Source organism: Stenotrophomonas sp. CASM110 (genome assembly GCF_049384345.1).
In the GTDB taxonomy this organism is placed as follows: Bacteria; Pseudomonadota; Gammaproteobacteria; order Xanthomonadales; family Xanthomonadaceae; genus Stenotrophomonas; species Stenotrophomonas muris.
In genome coordinates this window covers 139,529-161,281 of the sequence record NZ_JBMRGI010000009.1, presented here as the reverse complement: position 1 = coordinate 161,281, position 21,753 = coordinate 139,529, and the positions used below count along the sequence as shown (strand labels likewise).

The following is a 21,753-nucleotide window of genomic DNA, read 5'->3' as shown; positions in this document are numbered from 1 at the left end:
GTGGGGCAAGCAAACGCCGCCGTCCGTGACAGGACGGTGAGGGTTGCATTTTCAGGCGTTCAGGTGCTCAGTTTCGAGCGCTTGGGCAATTGCGCCTTCAGGAAGGCCATCTGGTCGGCCAGGATGTTGCGGTTGGACAGGATCAGGTGCTCGATCCAGCTGGGCCGGTAGGGCACTGCCAGCAGGGGCATGCCGGCCTGCTGCGGGGTGCGGTCGCTCTTGCGCGAATTGCAGTGGAAGCAGGCGGTGACCACGTTTTCCCAGCAGTCCAGGCCGCCCTTGGACAGCGGCATGACGTGGTCGCGGGTGAGCGTGGGGCGGCTGAACTGCTGGCCGCAGTACATGCACAGATGGGCGTCGCGGGCGAAAAGGGCCTGGTTGGTCAGGTTCGGCGTCGGGTCGATCGCACGGGAGCGGGCGTGGCCGCGGGCGGCGATGATCGGGTGCAGGTCCATGCCGCTCTGCAGGCCGCTGAAGCGGTTGGTGCCGCCGTGGATGTGCAGGCAGGGGTCGCCGAGCGTCCAGGCCACCGCCTCGCGGGCGTAGAGGCAGGCCGCATCCTGCCAGGTGATCCAGTCCAGTACGCGTCCGTGGGCATCAAGCGAGAGCAGCCGGACCGAACCGGGGCGATGCAGCGTCGTGGCGTTGGGCGATGCTTCGGCGCCCGGAGCAGAAAACGGAGCTCCGGCTTCGATCAGACCCAAGCGTGTAGTGTCTGTCTCCATCGGGAGAACAGCTTATACCTGAATCATTGCGATTTGGGTATCGCCCGGAGGGCGAAACCCAAATCGCAATGATTCAGGTCCGCGCATTCCTCCTATCCCCCGCACCTGTCGGTGCGCCCCCCTTAACAAAGGGGGGCTTTTCCCCAGATGGATTTCGGTGGTTTCCATCCACGCGTGGCGTGGATCTACGCAGATCGCGGGGAACTGTCAGAGGCGGGGCGGTGTGGGTTGGCAGGACCGTTGGCGCCATGGAGGGCGCCATCGAGCCCCCAGGGGTGAGGGCGCTTTGCTTGCGAAGCACTGCTTCGCAAGCGCCCGAAGGCACAGTCGCCAGCGGCTGGGCCGGACCGCGGAGCGGGGTTTACGGCGTGTCCTGCCAGCCCACACCGCCCCGCCATCCACCGGGATCCAGCTGTTGCTATTGCGGTTGCCGGCCAGCGGCCGGCACTACCGCGGGTGCCGGGCGAAGCCCGGCTCAGGCGCCGAAGCGCTCGTCGTCCATGGCCATCAGCGGCGCGGCGCCGGCCTGGATCGCGGCGGCGTGGCTGAGGGTGCGCGGCAGCACGCGGGCGAAGTAGAACCGTGCGGTCTCGCGCTTGCCCTGGGCGAAGGCGGCGCCGTGCGCGCTGGCATCGGCGGCGGCCACGCTGCGGGCCCACCAGTAGGCCAGCACGACGTAACCCGAATAGAACAGGTAGTCGTAGCTGGCCGCGCCCAGTTCGTCGGGATTGGCGGCCGCGCGCTGCAGCACGTCCATCGTCAGCTTGCCCCATTCGGCGGCCTTGGCGCGCAGCGGGCCGATGAACTCGGCCAGCGCTTCGTTGCCCTCGTGTTCCTTGGCGAAGGCTTCGATCTCGGCCAGCATCAGCTTCAGGCCGGCGCCCTGGCTTGATGCGGTCTTGCGGCCGATCAGGTCCAGCGCCTGGATGCCGGTGGTGCCTTCATACAGCGTGGTGATGCGTGCATCGCGGGCCAGCTGCTCCATGCCGTGCTCGCGGATGTAGCCGTGGCCACCGAAGCACTGCAGGGCGTTGTAGGTGTTCTCGATGCCCCATTCGGTCTGGCAGGCCTTGGAGATCGGGGTCAGGAAGCTCACCAGGGTGTCGGCGCGCTCGCGCTCGGCGGCATCCTGGGCGTGGTGGGCGATGTCGATCAGGGTGGCGGCGTGCAGCGCCAGCAGGCGGCTGCCTTCGACCAGCGACTTCACGGTCAGCAGCATGCGACGCACGTCCGGGTGGACCAGGATCGGGTCGGCCGGCTTGTCCGGGAACCTGGCGCCGCTCAGGGCGCGCGACTGCAGGCGCTCACGGCTGTACTTCAGTGCGTTCTGGTAGGCGCGCTCGGACAGGCCGATGCCCTGCAGGCCGACGCCCAGGCGCGCGGTGTTCATCATGGTGAACATGGCCTGCAGCCCCTTGTGCGGCTGGCCGACCAGGTAACCCTGCGCACCATCGAAGTTCATCACGCAGGTGACCGACCCCTTGATGCCCATCTTGTGTTCGATCGAGCCACAGCGCAGTGCATTGCGCTCGCCGACGTTGCCATCGCGGTCGACCTTGAACTTCGGGGTGACGAACAGCGAGATGCCCTTGGCGCCCGGAGGGGCGTCGGGCAGCTTGGCCAGCACCAGGTGCACGATGTTCCCGGTCAGGTCGTGCTCCCCGGCGGTGATGAAGATCTTGGTGCCGGTGATCGAGTAGCTGCCGTCGGCGTTCGGCTCGGCCTTGGTCTTGAGCAGGCCCAGGTCGGTGCCGCAGTGCGGCTCGGTCAGGCACATCGTGCCGGTCCAGCGGCCTTCGATCAGCGGCTTGAGGAAGGCGTCGTGCTGCCACGCCTCGCCGTGCTGCTTCAGCGCTTCAATGGCGCCGTGCGAGAGCAGCGGGAAGTTGCCCCACGCCAGGTTGGCGGCGTTGATCATTTCGTTGAGCGGCACCCCCAGGGTGTGCGGCAGGCCCTGGCCGCCCAGCTCCGGCGAGGCGGTCAGGCCGGTCCAGCCGCCATCGACGAACTGGTCGTAGGCCTGCTTGAAGCCGGGCGGGGTGGTCACTTCACCGGTGGCCTGGTCGAGTACGCAGCCGATCTCGTCGCCGACGCTGTTGAGCGGGGCCAGCACGGTGGCGCTGAAGCGGCCGGCTTCCTCCAGCACGGCATCGACCACGTCGGCGGTGGCGTCGGTGAAGCCCAGGCGGGCGAACAGGGGTTCGACCTTGAGCACGTCGTGCAGGGCGAAACGGAGGTCGGAAAGCGGGGCGGTGTAGCTGCTCATCGGTACGTCTCGATTTGATCAGGGCAGAGGGGAGCGGCGCCGGGCGCCGCGACGAAAGGCGGGTTCAGCGCAGCACGCCGGGCAGGCCGGGGGCCTGGTTGAGGGTGCTGCGGCTGCTGATGTCGAAGCTGCGCTGCTTCTTTTCCTGCGGCGTGGCCGCCACCGTTCCCTTCAGGGCGTAGGCCAGGGTGCGGTTGCTGGCCAGCGCGTCGGCCACCACCAGGCGCGCGGTCGAGCTGGGCACGAGGTCGACATTGATGACGTCGGCGGAGGTGCCGCCGATGGAGATGCCGGGCTTGACCTGCAGGGTGCCGGCATCGCTGTCGCCGACGGTCAGCGCCAGTGAGACATCATCGAAGGTCATCGGCATCGAGCTGAAGTTCTGCAGGCGCAGGGCCACGGTCCAGTTGCCGTCGGCACGCACGGTCAGCTGCTGCAGGCTGGCCGCCGGTTCCGAAACACGCTTGACGATGCCGTTGCTGCAGGCAACAAGGGCGAGGGTGCACAGGACGATCAAGGCGGTACGGAAGCGGTGGAGCATGGGCGCAAGTCCTCTGGAGGGGGTGCGTTGGGGTAAGCATACTACGGCGTATGGTTTTATGGATCGCCCGGAGCGACCCGTCCGCAGAGGGTAGCGCGTGAAGATGGCGGTCGGGCATGCACAACGCCGGATGGCGCGCGCACGATGCGCCGGATGCGAAGCGGTTCAGTCGGCCGCGGGATCGCGCAGCGGGGCCATCAGGCGCAGTGGCCCGAGGTCGTACCCCATCGACTCGGCCTTGGCTTTCAACTGTTCGAACCGATCGCGCTCCATCTCCGGCAGGCGCGAGAGGATCCACAGATACTTGCGGCCGGGTTCGCCGACCAGGGCCCATTGATAGTCCGGGTCCAGCGCCAGCACCCAGTAGTCGGCCCAGACCAGGGGCGCCCAGCTCAGCCAGTCGGGGACGAAGCGCACCTGCAGTTGCCCGGGATGGCCGGCCACCGGGCGTGCCACGCCTTCGGCGACCACGCGCTCGCCGTCACCCTTGCGGCAGGCATTGGTGACGCTGATGCGGCCGTCGCGGCGCAGGCCATAGTTGGCGGTGATGTCGCCCACGCACTGCTTCTGGAACGAGACTGGAAGATGCGCGATCTCGTGCCATTGGCCCGCGTAGCGATCAATGTCCAGGTGCTCGACCGCGCGCACCGGTTCAGTGGCGATCACCGGGAAGGCGGCCAGCAGCAGGCAGGCGAGCAGGGCGGGGCGCAGATGCATCGGCAGGCTCCAGGCAGGAGTCTGGAGCGTAGGTGCCGCGGCCCGTGCCGGTGTAAATGTTTCGTCAACCGAGCCACGGTGGTCGCCGCTTGCGCGAAGCGCGAATAAAAAAAAGACCTGCATTTCTGCAGGTCTCTGAAGATGGTGGCCGAAGACGGAATCGAACCGCCGACACGGGGATTTTCAATCCCCTGCTCTACCAACTGAGCTACTCGGCCAAATTGTGTGGCTACCGCGGTGAGTGCGGTTTCCGGAAAAAAAAGACCCGCATTTCTGCAGGCCTTCGAAAGTGGTGGCCGAAGACGGAATCGAACCGCCGACACGGGGATTTTCAATCCCCTGCTCTACCAACTGAGCTACTCGGCCACATGTTTCGTTGCAGCGAGGTCGCTGCCAAGGACGCGTATATTACGGAGGTCGGCTGCCTTCGGCAAGCGTTTTGCCAAGATTTCTTCACATTGCCCTCTGCGCGCTCGCAAGTGCTTGATCCTCCGTTGTGGGGCGGGGCGTGCCCCATCGATTGTCGTCTGCGGTGGAAATCAGCAGGTCGCCGCGTTCGCCAAAGCTGCAAGGGCAAGGGGTGCGCCGGACCCGCGCGGGTCCGGGCAATGGAACGCTGTTTTCGTGGCCGCCATCGGGGATCGCCGCAGCGTAGTGTCGGCAGTCCTTTCCCGATGCTGGCAACAGCAGAGACCTGGCCATGTCCGATTCCTCCACCGCGTCCCGCATCGTGCTTGCCTCGCGTCCGCAGGGGGCGCCAAGTGCAGCCAATTTCCGCCTGGAACAGGTTGCGCTGCCGGCCCTGGCCGATGGCGAAGTGCTGCTGCGCAACCGCTACCTCTCGTTGGACCCGTACATGCGAGGACGCATGGACGAGGGCCCGTCGTATGCCGCGCCGGTGGCGGTAGGGGCGGTGATGGAAGGCCAGACCGTGGCCGAGGTGCTGCAATCCAAGGCCGAGGGCGTAACCGCAGGCGAGCTGGTGCTGGCGCCGGGTGGCTGGCAGACCCACGCGGTGCTGCCGGCCAAGGCGCTGGGGCGTCGTCTGGATCCGGCCGGGCTGCCGCTCAGTACGGCGCTTGGGGTATATGGCATGCCCGGCTTCACCGCCTATTCCAGCCTGCATGAAATCGCCCGTCTGAAGCCGGGCGAGACGTTGGTGGTAGCCGCCGCGACCGGGCCGGTGGGCGCGACCGTGGCGCAGCTGGCCAAGCTGCAGGGCGCGCGCGTGGTCGCCATCGCCGGTGGCGAGGCCAAGCGTGCCTATCTGCAGACGCTGGGCGTGGACGTGGCGCTGGATCATCGCGTGGCTGATTTTGCGGACCAGCTGCGCGCGGCAGTGCCTGCGGGCATCGACGTGTACTTCGAGAATGTCGGCGGCCATGTGCTGGATGCGGTGCTGCCGCTGCTCAACGACTTCGCCCGCATTCCGGTCTGCGGCACCATCGCTACCTACAACGAGCGGGGCGTCGAGCAGCCTGGCCCGGATCGGCTGCCGTCACTGTTCAGCCAGATCCTGCGCCAGCGCCTGACCGTGCGTGGTTTCATAGTGCACGACTTCAACCACCTGTGGCCGGACTTCGAACGCGAGATGCTGCAGTGGCTGCGCGAGGGTCGCATCCAGTACCGCGAGGATGTGGTGGAAGGTCTGGAGAAGGCGCCGGAGGCGTTCTTCGGGCTGTTGCAGGGGCGTAACTTCGGCAAGCTGGTGGTGAAGCTGGATTGAGTGCTTGGTGGGTGTGCCGACCAAGGTCGGCCACTACCGGAAGCTGGGTGTGCCGACCAAGGTCGGCGGCTATCGGGTGGCGTCAGCCGTTGGCGACCTTTTCCCGGCGCAGCAGTTCGCGCTTGCGCGCAACGCCCCAGGCATAGCCGGACAGGTCACCGTCGCGGCGCACCACGCGGTGGCAGGGCACGGCTACCGCCAATGGATTGCTCGCGCAGGCACGTGCCACCGCACGACTCGAGCGTGGTGCACCGATATGCGCGGCAATATCCGCATACGACGCGGTCTGGCCGCGCGGAATCTGCTGCAGTGCCTGCCATACCCGCTGCTGGAAGGCGGTGCCGCGGATATCCAGCGGCAGTGTGGCGCCTCGCGAGGGATCCTCGACCAGGCCCACCACCTGTGCCACCAGTTGCTCATAGCCGTGGTCGGCACCGACCAGTTCGGCCTGGCGGAAGCGTTGCTGCAGTGACTGCAGCAGCGCCTCCGGATCGTCGCCGAGCAGGATCGCGACCACGCCGGTGGCGCTGCTGGCCACCAGCACGCTGCCCAGTGAGCTTTCGGCAAGCGCGAAGTGGATGACTTCGCCGCGACCACCTGCGCGCCATTGCTTGGGAGTCATGCCCAGCAACTTCGGTGCGTTCTCGTAGAAGCGCCCGCTGGAGCCGAAGCCGGCATCGTGGAAGGCATCGGTGATGCGCTCCTGCTGTTCGAGCCCGGTGCGCAGGCGGTCGGCGCGCAGCGCGGCAGCGTACTGCTTGGGGGTCAGCCCGGTGGCCTGTTTGAACAGGCGATGCAGGCGCGTCGGGCTGCAGCCGGCGATGTCGGCCAGCTCCTGCAGCGAGGGCTCGTCGAGGCTGGCCTGCAGATGGCGGCAGACCCGTTCGACGCGGGCGTCGAGGGCGGTGGTGGCGGTGCTGTCCATGGGCGGATTCTGGCACGTGCCGGTTCTGCGGAAACTCCGTTTCCTGCACCTGGCCGCGAGGCCCGGAAACGGAGTGTTGGTGGGCCGGAGGCGCGGCATCGTGGCGGCCACTCCACAACCGGTACCACCCTCATGCGCCTGAACAACAAGATCGCCCTCATCACCGGTGCCAGCGCCGGCATTGGCCGCGCCAGTGCGCTGCGCTTCGCCGCCGAAGGGGCAAAGCTGGTGCTCAATGCGCGTCGGCCGCAACCGCTGCACGCACTGGCCGAGCAGATCCGTGCCGGCGGCGGCGAGGTGGTGGTGCATGCCGCCGACGTGGCCGAGCCGGGCACGGCGCAGGCGTTGGTCGATCTGGCGCAGCAGTCATTCGGAGGCCTGGACATCGCGCTCAACAATGCCGGGATGCTCGGCCCCGGCGTGCCGGCAGCAGAGTTCCCGGCGGATGCGTGGCGCGAGGTGATGGCCACCAATCTCGACGCCGCCTTCCATGCCGCACGCGCGCAGTTGCCGGCATTGCTGGCACGCGGGCGTGGCTCGCTGGTGTTTGTCGGTACCTTTGTCGGCCATACCGTGGGCTTCCCGGGTATGGCCGCCTACGCGTCGAGCAAGGCCGGACTGATCGGCCTGAGCCAGGTGATCGCCGCCGAGTACGGCGCGCGTGGCGTACGCAGCAACGTGCTGCTGCCTGGCGGTACCGATACCGAGATGGGCCGGCAGGCCGCACCCACCGGCGATGCCCGCGACTTCGTGCGCTCGCTGCACGCACTCAAGCGCATGGCCGAGCCGGAGGAGATCGCCAACGCGGCGCTGTTCCTGGCCAGCGATGAAAGCAGTTTCGTTACCGGTACCGCGATGCGTGTTGAAGGTGGAGTGTCGATCACCCGTACCTGAGCGGCGTCATGAGCGCGGCGTGTAGCGGATACCGCTGCTGGCCATGAAGCCTTTCGGGTCGAACCGGGCCCATGCCTCGCCCCACTCGAACCGGGCGCGGCCACCTGCCAGTTTGCGCCCCAGAGCCGTGGCCAAGGTGCGACGCATGAAAGCGACTTCGGCATCGATCGCGACCTGGGTCGGCCAGCCGTCTTCCAGTGTCGCACCCGGCAGGTCGACGCTGATCTTCACCATGTCCAGCTGTTGCCCGTGGAAGCACAGGCTGATGCCGGCGGGCGCACCGCCCAGACTGAGCCGGTGCAGGCTGAGCCAGTGATAGCCGGTGCCGGCATCGCGCTCGCCATGCATCAGCATGGCGAAGGCGATGCGCGCCTCCTCCAGTGACAGGGTGGGGCAGATCAACGTCGTCAGGTGGCCGAGCTGGATGCTGCCGTCCGCTGGATCGAGGCGCATTGGCAGCGTACGCGCGGCGTGCTGGGCAGGAGGTGACATCGCGGACTGGCTGGGCATGTTGGTCCGGATTCTGCAGAGCCGTGAGCTGCGGCGGCAAGCGGAACTGCACACGCTGTTCGCGCGGGCCTGACCTGCGGATCACTGCGCAGCCTCTAGCGTGAAGTCCTGATCGGCCTTCGCCGGCACAGGAGACTTCGATGAGCGAGCGCGACAAAGACCCTGGCGATCCGAAACAGGGCGTACAGGAAAGCCGTCAGGACAGGGCGCAGGAGGACGTGGCAAAGCAGCGGCCGGGGCAGCGCGATCAGCAGGTGCGTGATACGCATTCGCGTGGTCCACGCCGCAAGGACGGGGATCAGGAACCTGCCTGACCCGTGATCGATGCAAGAAAAAACCCGCAGATCGCGACGATCGGCGGGTCTTCTTAATGAGTGGTGGAGCCAAGGAGGATCGAACTCCTGACCTCGTCATTGCGAACGACGCGCTCTCCCAGCTGAGCTATGGCCCCACGGCAGGGCTTCAGTGTAGCCAACTGGCTGCGCCTTGCCAAGCCGATCCGGGATGTGCCGGACGGCGTGGCATGAAGGCGTGCACTGTGCCGAAACCGTCCGGTTTGTCGGGGCCGGATGCCGCGCAACGAAATCGTAACAATTTGGGGGATAATGGCGGCTTGCGCAGTTCTCCTCCTTTTTGCCGCCCGGCTCGCGCAGGCCGCACGGACGCCTCCTCAGAGCATTCCATGCCCTCCCATTCCGATTCCCGCCGCCTGTCGGGTATGTCGTCTTCCTTCGTTTCCTTCCGCCGCCATCCGCTGGCCCTGGCCTGTGCCGGCCTGGCCCTGGTCGGCAGCTTTGGTGCCGCCGCGCAGGACAGCGCGCCGACCCCGACGGGCCTGGACACGATCACCGTGACCGCCGAGCACCGCGAGCAGAACCTGCAGGAAGTGCCGGTCTCGGTGGGCGTGGTGCAGGGCGAGCGCATGCGCGACTTCACCGCCGGCGGCGACGACACCCTGCTGGCGCTGTCCGGCCGCGTGCCGAGCCTGTATGCGGAAACCACCACCGGCCGCATCTTCCCGCGCTTCTATATCCGCGGCCTGGGCAACATCGACTTCTACCTGGGTGCCTCGCAGCCGGTGTCGATCATCCAGGACGACGTGGTGCTGGAACATGTGGTGCTGAAGTCCAACCCGGTCTATGACGTGGACCAGGTGGAAGTGCTGCGCGGCCCGCAGGGCTCGCTGTTCGGCCGCAACACCACCGCCGGCATCATCAAGTTCGACACGCTGAAGCCGACCCAGGACTACACCGGCCGCGTCAGCGCCAGCTATGCGACCTACAACAGCGTGTCGATCGACGGCGGCTTTGGCGGCCCGATCAACGACATCGCCTCGTTCCGCGTGTCGGCGCTGTACCAGCACCGCGACGACTACGTCGACAACACCTACAGGGGCCCGAGCGCTGACGGCACGGTCAGCCCGAAGAAGAACGCCATGGGCGGCTTCGATGACCGCAACGTGCGCGCGCAGCTGCTGCTGACCCCGAGCGACCAGTTCTCGATCCTGGCCTCGGCCCACGCCCGTGATTACGAAGGCACCTCGACCCTGTTCCTGCGTGGTGCGCTGACCAAGGGCTCGAACAAGACCGACGTGCCGCGCGACCAGGTCGCCTACGACGAAGCCGACAACAACCCGCAGGCCTACAAGACCTACGGTGGCTCGGTGAAGGCGCGTTACGACTTCGGCGCGATCGACTTCACCTCGATCACCGCCTACGAAACCACCTCCGGCTACAGCCGTGGCGACACCGACGGCGGCGCGGCGGTGAACTTCCCGGTGAACGGTGTGCCGAACGGCTACGGCCAGTCGATGGGCCGCATCCGCGACCTGGACCAGTGGACCCAGGAATTCCGCCTGGCCAGCCATGACGACAGCGCCCTGCAGTGGCAGGCCGGTGCGTTCTATTTCAACGGCAGCGACACCACCGACTTCTACCAGCGTGCATGGTTCCTGCAGGGCGCGGCCCGCAACCCGAACAACTGGGTGCGCCTGCGCAACAAGAACACCTCGTGGGCCGGTTTCGGCCAGCTGAGCTACGCCTTCACCGACAAGTTCACCGTCACGGCCGGCCTGCGCCAGACCAAGGACGAGAAGCACACCCGCCTGCTGAAGACCGCTGACACCGCCGCCGGCGTGGTGACCTACAAGGGCCGCACCGACGTCAAGATGTCCGACACCACCCCGAGCTGGGATCTGAGCGCGATGTACCAGATCACGCCGGACGTGAGCGTCTATGCGAAGGTCGCACGCGGCTTCCGCGGCCCGACCATCCAGGGCCGTTCGGCGGTGTTCAATGCCGACTTCACCACCGCTGATTCCGAGACCATCCTGTCCTGGGAAGCCGGCGTGAAGAGCAGCCTGTGGGACAACCGCCTGCGCCTGAACGCGACTGCATTCACCTACACCGTCAATGACATCCAGCTCAACGGCAACGATTCGGACGGCAACGGCGTACTGTTCAATGCCGACAAGGCCGAGGCCTACGGTTTCGAAGCGGACATGGAGCTGCGCCCGATCCCGAACCTGACCCTGAGCGCCGGCGTCAGCCTGCTGCACAGCGAGATCAAGGACAAGCGCGTCTACGCGCAGGTCTGCGGCCTCAACGGCAAGGTGGTGTGCACGGTGAATGACCCGACCATCAAGGTCGGTGCCAACACCTTCGCGCAGATCGACGGCAACCCGCTGCCGAACGCGCCGAAGTACAACGTCAACCTGGCCGCCCGCTACGACTTCCCGGTCAGCGACGCGGGCACCATGTTCGTGTCCACCGACTGGAACAAGCAGGGCTACACCAGCTTCGTGCTGTACGACAGCAAGGAGTTCAACTCCAAGGGTGATTTCGAGGGCGGCCTGAAGATCGGCTACTCGGGCAACTACGGTGCCTATGAAGTGGCGCTGTTCGCGCGCAACATCACCAACGAGAAGAACCTCAAGGGTGTGATCGAGAACTACATGGCCGCGGTCTACAACGAACCGCGCACCGTCGGTGTCTCGTTGAACATGAACTGGTAAGGCTTACCCCGTCGTGTAACGGAAACGGCGCTCATCGAGCGCCGTTTTTCGTTGCTCGGCATCATCCGTGCTCACGGCGTGGCGCTGACGCCCTTGCCCAGCGCTGCATCGGACGGCGCACTGGGGCCCAGCACCTGCAGCTGCATCGCCTCCATCCGCTCCAGTACCTTGCGCTGCTTGCCGTTGAGGCCGCGCGAGGTGATTGCGATGTGCTTGCGTGCAGCGTCCAGCGGCGCGGGTTGGTAGTGCACCGTGAAGCGGCGCAGGGCGCATCCCGTCAGCTTGTCGACCGGTGCGCAGTCGTTCGCGTTGAAATCGATATCACCGTCGGCGGCAACAATGAAGGGGCTGAGCAGGATCTGCCCTTCGCGGGCAGTGAAGGCCAGTGGCGCGTGGGCCTTGGCAATGACCGCCTGGATGCGTACGGCAGGGATGTCTTCAGGGACGATCCTGTCATCCCAGTAGCCTTCGGTCGGGCGCGAGGTTTCGTAGTTCTGGGTGCCCCATGCCACGCAGTTGCCGGAGGCCACATGCACCGAGATGCAGACCTGCTGGGAGTGCTGATCGGTCAGGACGCCGGGTGGTACCCAGACCTTCTTCCAGGAATAGAAACGGTAATCGACGTCGGCCAGGCGGGTGGCGCCGATGTCCTTCGATACTTCGTCCGTAGTCCCCAGCGGCTTCAGCTTGGCCACGCGGGTGTTCAGGCGGTAGTTCTCCGCACCGTTCAGCAGATAGGTGCCCGGCGGAATCAGATGCACCTCGAACACGTCCATCAACACCGTCCGCTGCGGGCCGGTTTCCAGTTCGTTGGTGTTGAACAGCTGCACATAGCCCTGGGAGGGAATGTCCTTGTGCTGGAAGGACACCCGCGTCGAGAACCCGGGCAGGTCGGTCGAGCGCTTGCCCAGATGAAAGCCGGGGACCGGAGAGCCGACGCCTGGCCCGCCGTTGTGCACGACATACGGGGCCGGCACCAGCACGGCAACCAGACCGTCGCGGGTGGCACCGTCAATGATGTCCACCAGCTTGGCTGTGTTCTCCTTTTCCTGTGCATAGGAAAGCGGTGCGGCCTGCCCAGAGCATGCCAGGCCCAACGTGGTTAGCAGCAGTGCGCAGGCGGTCGCGATCTTGAGGGTCTGCATCGACGTCTCCTTGTCAGTACCGGTAAACCCTAGCACGGCCCCTGCAGGCTCGAGGTGCATGGCGCCGGCGTGGTCCGGCGCCCGGTGCTTCAGCGTGCCGGCAGCAGCGCCTGCAGCCGCGCTTCCAGTTCCTGCTGGCGCCAGCCGGCCAGTGCGGCCGGCCACTGGCGGCGTTCCAGATAGCTTTCCAGGTGCTTGCGTGAGGCCAATACGCCATCCGGCAGGCCCAGTTCGCGGCTGCGCTCGGCGACCGCGTCCTGCAGCTTCTTCAGTGCCTGCTTGTTGCTGTCGTTGGCCGGCAGCGCCAGCGGTGCTTCGGCCTCATCGGCCAGCGGCGTATCCAGCGCCTGCCACACAGCGCCCGCGAGCTTGCGCGGTGCCTTCGGGAACTGTTCGAACAGCTTGCCCAGTGCGGCGGCATCGGCCGGTGGCGTGCGTGCCAGCGTGGCGGCCAGTTCGTTGTCCAGGATCCAGCTGCGCGGGCGGTCGCTGCTGCGTGCCTGCACATCGCGCCAGCGCAGCAGACGCAGCAGCCGATGCTGTGCGGCCGTGTCGAGGAACTGCGCCGAGCGCATCGCCAGGTGCGGCCAACGGTCTTCGTCATTGGCGACGCTGGCCAGCAGGCGCTCGCCGTCGTCGTGCAGCCACTGCTGGCGGCCCAGCGCCTGCAACCTGGCATCGATGGCGTCATGCAGCGCGAACAGGTGCTCGACATCGTCGGCGGCGTACTGCAGCTGCGACTCGGACAACGGGCGGCGCATCCAGTCCGAACGGGTTTCGCCCTTGGCCAGCGCCACGCCGGTGATTTCCGCGACCAGCTTCTGGTAGCCCATACCGCCACCGATGCCGGCCAGCGAGGCGCCGATCTGGGTGTCGAACAGCGGACGTGGCAACACGCCGCAGGCCCACTTGAAGGCGACCAGGTCTTCGCTGGCGCTGTGCATCACCTTGACGATCGATTCATCGGCCAGCCACGGCGCCAGCGCCTCGGTCATGCCGGGAATCAGGGGGTCGATCAGCAGGATGTCCTGCCCGACCGCCATCTGCACCAAGGCCAACTGCGGCCAGAAGGTGCGTTCACGGATGAATTCGGTGTCCAGGCCGATGCGGGCCGGACGCTGCTGGAAGTACGGATCCAGCTCGGCGGGGGTGGTGATCCAGATTGCCACGGGTCAGGGCCTACTACTCGGGTTTGCTCAGGCAGGGGAGAATAGCCTAACGTCGGTCCGCATCCGTGCCGAAGGAGATCCTGCTTGCGTTTTCCGCTGTCGTCCGTGCTGTGCACCGCCCTGGCCCTGGCCGGCTGCACGCCGTCGCCCTCGGCGACGCCGGAGCCGGGACCGGCTGCTGGCGAAGACGCACGGCCGCAGCAAGGCATGCAGGCGGACGCGACGCCGGAGGCGGCGCAGGGCAGCGTCACCATCGCCGGTGAGGATGCCGCCGAGGATGTGCAGCGGTGGACGCCACCGCGGGTCGATCGGCAGGGGCGCAGCCTGGCCCAGCTGCGTCGCGCGGCCGAGAAGGCGTTCGCCGAAGGGCGCCTGTACGAGGACGCCGACGCGGCGGTTCCGCTGTGGCTGGCGGTGCAGGAGGAAGACCCGGATGACCGCCAGGCCCGCAACGGCCTGCAGCGCGCCCGCCAGCGCCTTCAGCAGCAGGCCGATGCCCTGCTGGTCCGGCCGCTGCAGCAGCGCGAGGCGCTGGCCGAGGCCAGCCGCCAGGCACTGGTGCTGCTGACCCTGGCGCCGAAGGATGAGAAGGTTCGCGCGCTGCAGGGACGGGTGGAGCTCGCCCAGCGCGTGGTGGCCTACAACCGTGCCGGCGAGGAAGACCTGCGTTCGGGGCGGATCGGTGAGGACGGTGACGGAGCGATCGGCAACTTCCGTGAAGCGCTGGCCCTGGATGAACACAACAGCCGGGCACGGCAGGGCCTGGCGGCGGCCGAGAGTGGCCTGATCCGCCGTGCCGAGGACGCGGCGCGGGTGCGTGACTTTGCCAGCGCCGGCACCTGGCTGGCCGAAGCCAGCAAGGTCCGTGATTCGTCACCGGCCATTGCCGATGCCTTCGAACGTATCGAACAGATCCGCGCGGCGGCACTGCTGCAGCTGCGCGATGATGGCCTTCGCGAACTGGCGACGCCACAGGGCCTGAAGCCGGCGCGCGAGAAGCTGGCCGAGGCCCTGCGCATCGCCTTGCCAGGGGATGCGGTGGTGGCCCAGTTGCGCGAACGCATCGACCTGGCCACCCATTACGGCAGCTTCCGTCCCGGGCAGGTGTTCAGCGACGCCATGCGCGATGGCGGGCGCGGCCCGCAAATGATCGTGGTGCCGCATGGTGGCTTCCAGATGGGCGCGGGTGATGCCGAGCCCGGTGCCAGCGATGCCGAGCGGCCCTCGCATTATGTGCGCTTCGACCGCGGGTTTGCGATGGCGATCACCGAGATCACGGTCAGTGATTTCGAGCGCTATGTGAAGTCGACCAATGCGCGGCCGCGTGCGACCCGGCGCGGCCACTCGGTGGTCTATGACGAGCGCAGCGGCAATTTCATCCGCCGCAGCGGTGTGGACTGGCGTTCCGATTACGATGGCGCGCGCGCACTGGGCAATTCGCCGGTGATGCATGTGAGCGTGCGTGATGCCGAAAACTACGCGGCGTGGCTGTCCGAGCAGACAGGACGCAGCTACCGGCTGCCGAGCGAGGCCGAATTCGAGTACGCGCTGCGTGCCGGCAGCAGTGGCCGTTATCCGTGGGGCGACGCCGGCACGCCGCCGCCCGGCGCTGGCAACTTCACCGGCAGCAAGGATGTCTCGCCCTCGGGACGGCACTGGCACAACGCCTTCGTCGGCTATGGCGATGGCTGGTGGGGGCCCGCGCCGGTGGCCAGTTTCCAGGCCAATGCCTTCGGCCTGCACGACATGGCTGGCAATCTCAGCGAGTGGGTGGCCGACTGCTGGCATGCCAGCTACCGGCGTGCGCCGTCCGATGGTGTCGCCTGGTTCAACCCCGGCTGCCGGTCGCGGGTGATCCGGGGCGGCAACTGGGCCAATGCGCCCGAGCAGACCCGTGCGGCCTGGCGGCAATCGCAGGACTCGGACACCACCAACGCGCGCATCGGCTTCCGTCTGGTGCGGGGCATCTGAGCATCGGGCTTCACCCGCTGCTGGCGTCCGCGCACTAAGATTGCGCCGTGCCCGCCGGCCGGCGGGGCCTGCTGGAAGACACCGATGCGCAACGATCCCTTTTCCCGCTCGCCGCAAGGCCCGCAGCGGCGCGGCCTGTTCGGCAACATCCGCTGGTGGGTGCTGCTGCTGGCAGCGGGCTATGCGGTGTTCTACTGGTTCTCCAATCGCACGGTCGATCCCTACACTGGCGAGAAGGTGATGATCGACAGCAGCCTGGATGCGCGCCAGGAGACCGCGCTCGGGCTGCAGGCCTACCAGCAGATCCTGTCGCAGGAACGGCCGATGGATCCGAATGCGCCGATCGCGCGTGATGTGCGCGACATCGCCCAGCGCCTGATCGCCAAGGTGGACGTGGTGGAGACCGCGCTGGCACAGGAGCACGGCGTGCAGCCGGCGCATTTCGCGCGGGATTTCCAGTGGGAAGTGAATGTGATCCCGTCCGAGCAGGCCAATGCGTTCTGCCTGCCGGGTGGCAAGATGGCGGTCTACACCGGCCTGGTGCCGGTGGCGCGTACGCGTGACGCGATGGCGGTGGTGATGGGCCATGAGATCGCCCATGCGCTTCTACGCCATGGTGCACAGCGGATGGCGCAGCAGAAGCTGACCCAGATCGGGCAGATGGCTGGTGCCGCCAGCGGCATGGATGCGCAGCAGCAACAGATGATGATGTCGGCGATGGGCTACGGCTACCTGCTGCCCTATGCGCGCAGCCACGAGACGCAGGCCGATGAAGTGGGGCTGATGCTGGCCGCAGCGGCCTGCTTCGATCCCCGCGAGGCGGTGCCGCTGTGGCAGCGCATGGGCCAGGCCGGTGGCGGCCAGGCGCCGCCGGAGTTCGCCTCCACCCACCCGAACCCGGGTACCCGCATCCAGAACCTGCAGGCGCTGATGCCGAAGGCGCTCGAGTACCGGCAGAAGTTCTGCGAGCAGGCAAAGTAGGGGGAGGGGCGGCAGGGCTTGCAGCCCTGCACCCGCGGTAGGTAGTGCCGGCCGCTGGCCGGCAGCAGCAACAGCGGAAGCGGGTTTCCTGAGGGATGGCGGGGTGGGTCCGGTTGCGGGAGACGCCGTAAACCCTTCCATGGGGGCTTGGCCGCGGCATCCATGCCGCGGACACTCCCGCAACGGTACCCACCCCGCCTTCGACAGTTTGCTGCGGTCTGTCGGAAATGCTCTTGGGGTTAGATCCGTTTTCCGTAGGAAATCGGATCTGACCCCGAATTGATTCGCCATCTGGCAGAGATGCATTCACGCATGGCGTGGATCTACCGTGTCGACCAAGCTCGACACCTACCAACAGTCATCGGAATCTGTCAGAGGTGGGGCGGTGTGGCTGTGCAGGACCGTTGGCGCCATCGAGCCCCCAAGGGTGAGGGCGCTTTGCTTGCGAAGCACTGCTTCGCAAGCGCCCGAACGCACAGCCGCCGGCGGCTGGGCCGGACCGCGCAGCGGGGTTTACGGCGTGTCCTGCACAGCCACACCGCCCCACCAAACCATCAGCAATCCAGAGCCGCTTTTGCTGTTGCTGTTGCTGTTGAGGTTGCCGGCCAGCGGCCGGCACTACCGCAGGTGCAGGGCGCAGCCCTGCCGAACGCCCCTTACTTGACCTGTACGTCGATCACGCCGTCGCCGACGCGGGCCTGCAGGGCGTCACCGGACTGTACCTGATCAAGCTTTCGCACCAGCGTACCGTCATCGCTGCGGGTCAGGATGCTGTAGCCACGCGCCACGGTCGCCAGCGGGCTGACTGCTTCAAGTGAACGCGCCAGTCCGCGCAGTCGCAGTGCATCGCGCTCCAGCAGGCGCTGCATCGCGGCCTGCGGCCGCCCGCGCAGGGCAGCCAGACGGCGCTGCATCGCATCGAGCTGGCGCTGCGGATGGTGCCCGCGCAGCACTGCCGCCGCATGACGCAGGCGCGCGGCGCGACGCTCCTGCTGCTGGTTGAACGCAGCATGCAGGCGCCGGCCCAGATCCAGCTGGCGTCGGCGCAACAAGTCCAGCCGCGCCTGCGGGCTCTGGGCGTTCAGGCGCAGCAGGGCGCGGTCGGCGCGCTGCATCGCCTGCTGCATCGCATGCCGTTGCAGCTGCACCATGCGCGCGGCCGTGCGGCGCAGGCGCAGGGCCAGTTCGCGCTGGTCGGGTACCAGCAGTTCAGCTGCCACCGAAGGCGTCGGCGCACGCAGGTCGGCGGCGAAGTCGCTGAGGCTGAAGTCGGTTTCGTGGCCGACCGCCGAAACCACTGGGGTGTGGCTGGCGGCGATCGCACGGGCCAGGGCTTCGTCATTGAAGGCCCACAGGTCTTCCAGCGAACCGCCGCCGCGGGTCAGCAGGATCACGTCGTAGCGACCACTGGCATCGGCCGCCTGCAGCAGGCGGGTGATCTGCGCGGCGGCGCTGCTGCCCTGCACCAGGGTCGGCAGCAGGTCGACTTCCAGCAGCGGGAAACGGCGGCCGAGCACGCTCAGCACATCGCGCACGGCGGCGCCGGTCGGCGAGGTGATCACTGCCAGACGTTGTACATGCGCCGGCAGTGGCCGTTTGCGCGCCGGGTCGAACAGGCCCTCGGCCTCCAGCCGTGCCTTCAGTTCCTCGAAGGCGCGGCGCAGTGCGCCTTCGCCCGCCTCCTCCATGTGGTCCAGCACCATCTGGTACTCGCCACGGGCGTCGTACAGGGTCACCTTGCCGCGCACCAGCACGCGCATGCCTTCGCGCGGCACGAACTTCAGGTACTGCGCCTTCATCCGGAACATTGCGGCACGCAGCTGCGCACGCGCGTCCTTCAGGGTGAAATACAGGTGACCGGAGGCAGGACGCGCCACGCTGCCCAGTTCGGCCTCGACCCAGATCGCCGGGAAACTGCCTTCCAGCAGGTCGCGGGCCAGGGTGTTGAGCTGGCTGGGGGTGAAAATGTCGTTGTTGCGTGGCTGCATGGGAACGGCGTGCTGCGGGTGGAGCGGGGGCTCAGGATCGCACGTCAGCGCGCCGTGTGCTGACCCAGCGCCCACTGCACGTGTTCACGCACCAGCGGCGAGGGATCATCGACGCGGGTCTGCAACGCGGCCAATGCTTCGGCCGAGGACGGTGCGTTGCCCAGTGCCACGGCGATGTTGCGCAGCCAGCGCTCGTGCCCGCTGCGGCGGATCGAGCTGCCCTCGGTGCGGCGCAGGAACTCGGCCTCGTCCCAAGCGAACAGCTGGTCCAGGCGCGCGGTATCGAGGTTGTTGCGCGCGCGGAAATCGGCTTCGTCGGTGCGCTTGGCGAACTTGTTCCAGGGGCAGACCAGCTGGCAGTCGTCGCAGCCGTAGATGCGGTTGCCGATCAACGGACGCATGTCTTCGGGAATGGCGCCGTCGTGCTCGATGGTGAGGTAGGAAATGCAGCGCCGCGCGTCCAGCCGCTGCGGGCCGGTGATGGCCTGGGTCGGGCAGACATCGATGCAACGCGTGCAGGTGCCGCAGTGCGCCGTGGCCGGCGTGTCGATCGGCAACGGGATGTCGATGTAGATCTCGCCGATGAAGAACCATGAACCGCCATGGCGGTCGATCAGGCAGGTGTGCTTGCCGATCCAGCCGAGGCCGGCGTTGCGCGCCAGTGCGCGTTCCAGCACGGGGGCGGAATCGACGAACACGCGGTAGCCCAGTGGCGCTACTTCATCGTTGATCTGCGTCGCCAGCTTCTGCAGGCGGTTGCGCATCAGCTTGTGATAGTCGCGGCCCAGCGCGTAGCGCGCCACGTAGGCGCGGCCCGGGTCGGCCAGGGTCGCCCAGGCTTCGGTGTCGTCCTTGTGGCTGTAGTCCATGCCCACTGAAATCACGCGCACGGTGCCGGGCAGCAGCTCGGCCGGTCGCGCGCGCAAGGTGCCGTGGCGCGCCATCCAGTCCATCGTGCCGTACAGGCCCTGGCCCAGCCAGTCGGCCAGGTGCGCTTCATCCTCGCCCAGTTCGATACCAGCGATGCCGCAGCGCTGGAAGCCATGCGCACGCGCCAGTTCGCGGATGCGCTGCACGGCCTGGACCGGATCGACAGGGGTGGGGGCGGGGGACATGTGCACCAGTATAAAATCCCTGCATGGCCAACCTTGCCGATCTGTTCGATTCCGCTGCCGCGCGTGCGCTTGATGCGCAGGCCTCGGCGTTGGCCGCCGACGGCGGCTGGGGCCTGATGGCGCAGGCCGGCCAGGCCGCCTGGCAGTGCCTGCTGCAGCATTGGCCCCAGGCGCGGCGGATCGGCGTGGTGGTCGGCGCTGGCAACAATGGGGGCGATGGCCATGTGCTGGCCCGTCACGCGCTGCAGGCCGGGCGCGAGGTGACAGTGATCGCCCTGCCGGGCAGGCCGCCCTCGACCGCGCTGGCACAGCGTGCAGCATCTGAATTCAGGTCCGGCGGCGGCACCATCACCGATTTCGACGGCATGCTGCCCGAGGCCGACGTCTGGGTCGATGCCCTGTTCGGGCTGGGCTTTGATCGCGCGCCGGAGGGTACGGCGCAGGCGTTGATTACCGCGCTCAACGCGCAGACTGCGCCGGTGCTGGCGCTGGATGTTCCCAGTGGCGTCGATGCCGACCGTGGGGCGGTGCCGGGCGTAGCAGTGCGCGCTGCACTGACCCTGCAGTTCATCGTGGCGCACCGCGGGCTGTATTCCGGCGATGCGCTGGATCATTGCGGGCACAAGGTCCTGGCGCCCCTGCTGTTGCCCGCGGCGGCCTGGCAAGGCGTGGTACCCGCTGCGGAGCACTGGACGCAGGTGAGGTTGCGGGCCCTGTTGCCACCGCGCCGCGCCAATACCCACAAGGGCGAATCCGGGCACGTGCTGTGCGTCGGCGGCAACCATGGCAGCGGCGGTGCCATCGCGATGGCGGCCGAAGCCGCCTTGCGCGCGGGTGCGGGGCTGTTGAGCCTGGGCACCCGCCGCGACCACGTCGGTCCACTGCTGGCCCGGTTGCCCGAGGCCATGACCCATGCACTGGAAGATGGCGATGTGCTGCCGGCGCTGCTGGACAAGGCGAAGGTGGTGGCGATCGGGCCCGGTCTGGGCCAGGACGAATGGGCACGCGCCTTGTTTGCGCGGGTGCTGGCCAGCAACAAGCCATTGGTGGTCGATGCTGACGCCCTGAACCTGCTGGCGCAGGATCCGCGCGCGTTGCCCGATGCCATTCTCACACCGCACCCGGGCGAGGCCGCGCGCCTGCTCGGCTGCAGCACGGCTGAAATCCAGGCCGACCGCTACACCTGTGCGCACATGCTGGCCGAGCGCTTCCATGCCGTGGTGGTGCTGAAGGGCGCTGGCAGCATCGTGGCAGCGCCTGGGAAAACGCCCCGGTTGATCGCTGCCGGTAACCCAGGGATGGCCGTGGGAGGCATGGGCGACCTGCTCACCGGCATCATCGCCAGCCTGCGCGCGCAGGGCCTTGCGGCCTTCGATGCCGCGGCCGCGGGCGCGCTGCTGCATGCGCTGGCGGGCGATGCAGCTGCCGCCGATGGCGCGCGCGGCCTGCTTCCTACTGATCTGCTGGCGCCGCTGCGGCGACTGGCCAACCCGGACCTCTCCCCATGACCGAATTCTTCCTTGCCGACAGCGACGCCACCGAACTGCTCGGGCAGTGGCTGGCGGCCACCCGGCCGCCGCAGGCGCTGATCGAACTGCGCGGCGACCTGGGTGCCGGCAAGTCCACCACGGCCCGCGCGCTGCTGCGCGCGCTGGGCGTGCAGGGCGCGATCCGCAGCCCCACCTACACCCTGGTCGAGCGCTATCCGCTGGCCAGTGGCGGCGAGGCGTGGCACCTGGACCTGTATCGCATCGGCCAGGCCGGTGAGCTGGATTTCCTCGGCCTGGACGAGGGCAGCGCGGTGCTGTGGCTGGTCGAATGGCCGGAACGGGGCGCCGGCGCGCTGCCGCCGACCGACCTGGTGGTGGCGCTGGAGATCGACGGGCAGGGACGACGCGTCCGTCTCACTGGGGCCAGCGACGTAGGACATGAATGGCTGGAACGGTTGCCGCAAGGGGGCGACTTGCAGGCCATTTCTGTCGGCTGACGAGAACAAAGACCGGCAGGTTACGGATTATTAAGGAAAAAAGTGTTGCATTCCGTTCAGCGCGGTGATTGAATCCTGAG

At 67.5% G+C, this 21,753-nt stretch carries 18 protein-coding genes and 3 tRNA genes; 8 read left to right on the top strand and 13 right to left on the bottom strand.

Features of this window, described 5'->3' with window-relative positions:
* Positions 1–59: 59 nt before the first annotated feature.
* From VG561_RS10300 to VG561_RS10275, 6 genes are all read right to left on the bottom strand, one after another.
* Positions 60–725 carry an HNH endonuclease gene (locus VG561_RS10300; protein ID WP_032956174.1) on the bottom strand — a complete coding sequence of 222 codons (666 nt, stop codon included), beginning with the start codon at positions 723–725 and terminating at the stop codon, positions 60–62.
* A gap of 475 nt (positions 726–1,200) precedes the next feature.
* Positions 1,201–2,991, bottom strand: coding sequence for an acyl-CoA dehydrogenase C-terminal domain-containing protein (locus tag VG561_RS10295; protein ID WP_014647827.1), 1,791 nt, complete (start codon positions 2,989–2,991; stop codon positions 1,201–1,203).
* A gap of 64 nt (positions 2,992–3,055) precedes the next feature.
* Entirely contained in the window at positions 3,056–3,532 is a 477-nt protein-coding gene (locus tag VG561_RS10290; RefSeq protein ID WP_014647826.1) for an LEA type 2 family protein, read from the bottom strand.
* Between the two features lie 165 nt (positions 3,533–3,697).
* Positions 3,698–4,249 (bottom strand): lipocalin family protein, encoded by a 552-nt coding sequence (locus tag VG561_RS10285; RefSeq protein ID WP_049405026.1) that lies wholly within the window; start codon positions 4,247–4,249, stop codon positions 3,698–3,700.
* 142 nt (positions 4,250–4,391) lie between these two features.
* Positions 4,392–4,467: transfer RNA gene (locus tag VG561_RS10280), tRNA-Phe, on the bottom strand.
* 72 nt (positions 4,468–4,539) lie between these two features.
* Positions 4,540–4,615 (bottom strand) — tRNA-Phe (locus VG561_RS10275).
* Between the two features lie 334 nt (positions 4,616–4,949).
* On the opposite strand from VG561_RS10275, the gene VG561_RS10270 reads away from it, so the two are divergent.
* Complete coding sequence (locus VG561_RS10270; protein WP_126411191.1) at positions 4,950–5,975, top strand: NADP-dependent oxidoreductase; 1,026 nt, start codon at positions 4,950–4,952, stop codon at positions 5,973–5,975.
* An 82-nt stretch (positions 5,976–6,057) separates the two neighbouring features.
* Here VG561_RS10270 and VG561_RS10265 read toward each other — a convergent pair whose 3' ends face one another.
* Positions 6,058–6,900: a bifunctional transcriptional activator/DNA repair enzyme AdaA gene (locus VG561_RS10265; RefSeq protein ID WP_126411190.1), complete on the bottom strand. Its 843-nt coding sequence runs from the start codon at positions 6,898–6,900 to the stop codon at positions 6,058–6,060.
* A gap of 132 nt (positions 6,901–7,032) precedes the next feature.
* Between VG561_RS10265 and VG561_RS10260 the strand changes: the two genes are divergently transcribed.
* The gene (locus VG561_RS10260) at positions 7,033–7,794 is read left to right on the top strand and encodes an SDR family oxidoreductase (protein WP_423179560.1); all 762 of its coding nucleotides are present in this window, start codon (positions 7,033–7,035) and stop codon (positions 7,792–7,794) included.
* Between the two features lie 6 nt (positions 7,795–7,800).
* On the opposite strand, the gene VG561_RS10255 is transcribed toward VG561_RS10260, so the two are convergent.
* Entirely contained in the window at positions 7,801–8,286 is a 486-nt protein-coding gene (locus VG561_RS10255) for a hypothetical protein (protein WP_126412540.1), read from the bottom strand.
* A gap of 158 nt (positions 8,287–8,444) precedes the next feature.
* Between VG561_RS10255 and VG561_RS10250 the strand changes: the two genes are divergently transcribed.
* The gene (locus VG561_RS10250) at positions 8,445–8,618 is read left to right on the top strand and encodes a hypothetical protein (RefSeq protein ID WP_006457496.1); all 174 of its coding nucleotides are present in this window, start codon (positions 8,445–8,447) and stop codon (positions 8,616–8,618) included.
* A 61-nt stretch (positions 8,619–8,679) separates the two neighbouring features.
* Here VG561_RS10250 and VG561_RS10245 read toward each other — a convergent pair.
* Positions 8,680–8,755, bottom strand: a tRNA-Ala gene (locus tag VG561_RS10245).
* Positions 8,756–8,986: 231 nt separating this feature from the next.
* Between VG561_RS10245 and VG561_RS10240 the strand changes: the two genes are divergently transcribed.
* Positions 8,987–11,317, top strand: coding sequence for a TonB-dependent receptor (locus VG561_RS10240; protein ID WP_423179559.1), 2,331 nt, complete (start codon positions 8,987–8,989; stop codon positions 11,315–11,317).
* 71 nt (positions 11,318–11,388) lie between these two features.
* Here the strand turns inward: VG561_RS10240 and VG561_RS10235 are convergent, their stop codons facing one another.
* Complete coding sequence (locus VG561_RS10235) at positions 11,389–12,462, bottom strand: hypothetical protein (RefSeq protein WP_049442402.1); 1,074 nt, start codon at positions 12,460–12,462, stop codon at positions 11,389–11,391.
* 89 nt (positions 12,463–12,551) lie between these two features.
* Positions 12,552–13,631: a ribonuclease D gene (gene rnd / locus VG561_RS10230; RefSeq protein ID WP_014647819.1), complete on the bottom strand. Its 1,080-nt coding sequence runs from the start codon at positions 13,629–13,631 to the stop codon at positions 12,552–12,554.
* 84 nt (positions 13,632–13,715) lie between these two features.
* On the opposite strand from rnd, the gene VG561_RS10225 reads away from it, so the two are divergent.
* Together VG561_RS10225 and VG561_RS10220 are read left to right on the top strand one after the other, a co-directional pair.
* On the top strand, positions 13,716–15,602 hold the full coding sequence (locus VG561_RS10225; RefSeq protein WP_014647818.1) for a formylglycine-generating enzyme family protein: 1,887 nt from the start codon (positions 13,716–13,718) through the stop codon (positions 15,600–15,602).
* A gap of 84 nt (positions 15,603–15,686) precedes the next feature.
* A complete protein-coding gene (locus tag VG561_RS10220) occupies positions 15,687–16,583 on the top strand; it encodes a M48 family metallopeptidase (RefSeq protein ID WP_423179558.1) in 897 nt (298 codons plus the stop codon).
* A gap of 656 nt (positions 16,584–17,239) precedes the next feature.
* Here the strand turns inward: VG561_RS10220 and xseA are convergent.
* Together xseA and queG are read right to left on the bottom strand one after the other, a co-directional pair.
* Complete coding sequence (gene xseA, locus VG561_RS10215) at positions 17,240–18,571, bottom strand: exodeoxyribonuclease VII large subunit (protein ID WP_046431756.1); 1,332 nt, start codon at positions 18,569–18,571, stop codon at positions 17,240–17,242.
* 44 nt (positions 18,572–18,615) lie between these two features.
* On the bottom strand, positions 18,616–19,686 hold the full coding sequence (gene queG, locus VG561_RS10210; protein ID WP_262093556.1) for a tRNA epoxyqueuosine(34) reductase QueG: 1,071 nt from the start codon (positions 19,684–19,686) through the stop codon (positions 18,616–18,618).
* Between the two features lie 23 nt (positions 19,687–19,709).
* Between queG and VG561_RS10205 the strand changes: the two genes are divergently transcribed.
* Together VG561_RS10205 and tsaE are read left to right on the top strand one after the other, a co-directional pair.
* Positions 19,710–21,194 (top strand): NAD(P)H-hydrate dehydratase, encoded by a 1,485-nt coding sequence (locus VG561_RS10205; protein WP_262093558.1) that lies wholly within the window; start codon positions 19,710–19,712, stop codon positions 21,192–21,194.
* On the top strand, positions 21,191–21,673 hold the full coding sequence (gene tsaE, locus VG561_RS10200; RefSeq protein WP_049442404.1) for a tRNA (adenosine(37)-N6)-threonylcarbamoyltransferase complex ATPase subunit type 1 TsaE: 483 nt from the start codon (positions 21,191–21,193) through the stop codon (positions 21,671–21,673). The genes VG561_RS10205 and tsaE overlap by 4 nt, the downstream gene beginning before the upstream one ends.
* The last annotated feature ends 80 nt before the right edge of the window (positions 21,674–21,753 follow it).

Coding starts and splice junctions, on each gene's coding strand:
- VG561_RS10300 (WP_032956174.1), bottom strand. CDS start 725: ATGGAGACAGACACTACACGCTTGGGTCTGATCGAAGCCGGAGCTCCG.
- VG561_RS10295 (WP_014647827.1), bottom strand. CDS start 2,991: ATGAGCAGCTACACCGCCCCGCTTTCCGACCTCCGTTTCGCCCTGCAC.
- VG561_RS10290 (WP_014647826.1), bottom strand. CDS start 3,532: ATGCTCCACCGCTTCCGTACCGCCTTGATCGTCCTGTGCACCCTCGCC.
- VG561_RS10285 (WP_049405026.1), bottom strand. CDS start 4,249: ATGCATCTGCGCCCCGCCCTGCTCGCCTGCCTGCTGCTGGCCGCCTTC.
- VG561_RS10270 (WP_126411191.1), top strand. CDS start 4,950: ATGTCCGATTCCTCCACCGCGTCCCGCATCGTGCTTGCCTCGCGTCCG.
- VG561_RS10265 (WP_126411190.1), bottom strand. CDS start 6,900: ATGGACAGCACCGCCACCACCGCCCTCGACGCCCGCGTCGAACGGGTC.
- VG561_RS10260 (WP_423179560.1), top strand. CDS start 7,033: ATGCGCCTGAACAACAAGATCGCCCTCATCACCGGTGCCAGCGCCGGC.
- VG561_RS10255 (WP_126412540.1), bottom strand. CDS start 8,286: ATGTCACCTCCTGCCCAGCACGCCGCGCGTACGCTGCCAATGCGCCTC.
- VG561_RS10250 (WP_006457496.1), top strand. CDS start 8,445: ATGAGCGAGCGCGACAAAGACCCTGGCGATCCGAAACAGGGCGTACAG.
- VG561_RS10240 (WP_423179559.1), top strand. CDS start 8,987: ATGCCCTCCCATTCCGATTCCCGCCGCCTGTCGGGTATGTCGTCTTCC.
- VG561_RS10235 (WP_049442402.1), bottom strand. CDS start 12,462: ATGCAGACCCTCAAGATCGCGACCGCCTGCGCACTGCTGCTAACCACG.
- VG561_RS10220 (WP_423179558.1), top strand. CDS start 15,687: ATGCGCAACGATCCCTTTTCCCGCTCGCCGCAAGGCCCGCAGCGGCGC.
- xseA (WP_046431756.1), bottom strand. CDS start 18,571: ATGCAGCCACGCAACAACGACATTTTCACCCCCAGCCAGCTCAACACC.
- queG (WP_262093556.1), bottom strand. CDS start 19,686: ATGTCCCCCGCCCCCACCCCTGTCGATCCGGTCCAGGCCGTGCAGCGC.
- VG561_RS10205 (WP_262093558.1), top strand. CDS start 19,710: ATGGCCAACCTTGCCGATCTGTTCGATTCCGCTGCCGCGCGTGCGCTT.
- tsaE (WP_049442404.1), top strand. CDS start 21,191: ATGACCGAATTCTTCCTTGCCGACAGCGACGCCACCGAACTGCTCGGG.